The sequence below is a fragment of the Kitasatospora sp. NPDC003701 genome (assembly GCF_053587085.1).
The window spans coordinates 1-1,440 of sequence record NZ_JBSFNM010000168.1 but is presented as its reverse complement, the minus strand read 5'-3'; the positions used below and the strand labels follow the sequence as shown (position 1 = coordinate 1,440).

The 1,440-nt window shown below is 64.0% G+C and carries 3 protein-coding genes; all 3 read right to left on the bottom strand.

Going from position 1 to position 1,440, the window contains the following annotated elements; all coding sequences use genetic code 11:
- Positions 1-445 precede the first annotated feature (445 nt).
- Complete coding sequence (locus tag ACWDRR_RS44435) at positions 446-640, bottom strand: DUF397 domain-containing protein (RefSeq protein WP_449778041.1); 195 nt, start codon at positions 638-640, stop codon at positions 446-448.
- 40 nt (positions 641-680) lie between these two features.
- On the bottom strand, positions 681-875 hold the full coding sequence (locus ACWDRR_RS44430; RefSeq protein WP_449778040.1) for a DUF397 domain-containing protein: 195 nt from the start codon (positions 873-875) through the stop codon (positions 681-683).
- On the bottom strand, positions 868-1,440 hold a 573-nt coding region (locus tag ACWDRR_RS44425), incomplete at its 5' end, for a DUF5753 domain-containing protein (protein ID WP_449778039.1). The genes ACWDRR_RS44425 and ACWDRR_RS44430, both read right to left, overlap by 8 nt.

Here is a 1,440-nt window from a genome sequence, read left to right as displayed (position 1 = left end):
CCCCGGCACCACCGCCTCGGTGGTGGCCGTCGTGGTGGTCATCGTGCTGGCGGCGATCGGCCAGGCGGTCACCACCCACTTCGGCTGGAAGCTACCCGCCGACTTCCCACTCCGACGTGTCCGACCTGGTATCCGTGCTCTTTGCCGACGTGGCGGACTCCACGGCACCGAAGCCGTCGATCCCGGTGGTCCGGACCATCCCTTTGGCATCAGAGAGCGTCGGGCATCCGTTGTTCCCCGAGGTGCTTCCGATGTAGCGCGGTCGTCGGCTCACAGCTGCGCTGTCGGTCGGGCTGGATCAGGATGCCGTCGAATCGCTCCGGAGCGAGTGCCGATTCTCGGAGATTCTCCCAAGCCGCTGGAAGTCCCCGCCTGGCCCGCTGAAGGGCCAGGCGGGGACAGATGGCGCCACCAGGGGAACGACGGCCCCAGGGCCGCCGGTGGTTCAGGTCGTGAGGTAGTCGAATTCGCCCGCCTTGACGCCCTGGAGGAACGCGGCGAACTTGGTCCGGGTGGTACGGACGATGACGTCGCCGGAGTCGGACTCGCGAAGTTCGACCGCTCCCTCCATGACACGCACCTCGACGCACTCGTTGGTTGCGGCGGAGTAGCTGGACCTCTGCCACTCGGTTTTGAACATCGAGGCTCCCCAGGTAGTGAGGTGTCGCATGTGTGTCAGGTCACGCGGTGAAGTGGTCGAACTCGCCCGCCTTGACGCCTTGGAGGAACGCGGCGAACTTGGCGGGAGTGGTACGGACAATGACATCGCCGGAGTCGGACTCGCGAAGTTCGACCAGCCCGTCGACAGCGCGCGCCTCGATGCACTCGTTCGACGCACCGCTGTAGCTCGACTTCTGCCACTCTGACCTACTCATACTTGCCCTTCATGTCATCCCTGATAGATCGAATGAACTTTCGTGAGTCATCATCCGACAGCGCGAGGGAGTCAAGGCGGGCGAAGGTTGCCCGGTGGTTGGCCAGGTCTGCTGGAGAATCGAAGAAGAGGACGCCCTGCGCGGTGTCCATCTGGAGAGTTGCGAGCTCTGGCACCGGGCCCTCTGCGAACATGATGTTCTCGCCCGCACCAGGGAAGGTGTCCATTTCGAACGGGACCACTCGCAACGAGCTGGCTCGCCGTTCGGACTCCTCCACCAGGTGGCTGAGCTGCTCCGCGAGTACCTGAGGCCCGCCGAACTGCATCCGCAGAGCGGCCTCGTGGATGAACGAGACGTACGACGTTCCGCTCGACTGAATGGCGCGCTGGCGTTGGACGCGAAACGTGGTCCTGACGTCGAGGTCGCGGGGTGGCAGCGGCGGTGAGATCCGGGCGAACACCGCAGACGCGTAGTAGTACTTCGTTAGGTTGATTTGATCTTGTGGTCGTGGCGGTGCATGCTGCGGTCTGTGGATCTTGGTGAGGTGGAGAAGCTTCGTGGAGAT

Bases quoted from the DNA above. Each gene is read 5' to 3' on its own strand.
- ACWDRR_RS44435 (WP_449778041.1), bottom strand. From the start codon at position 640: ATGTTCAAAACCGAGTGGCAGAGGTCCAGCTACTCCGCCGCAACCAAC.
- ACWDRR_RS44430 (WP_449778040.1), bottom strand. From the start codon at position 875: ATGAGTAGGTCAGAGTGGCAGAAGTCGAGCTACAGCGGTGCGTCGAAC.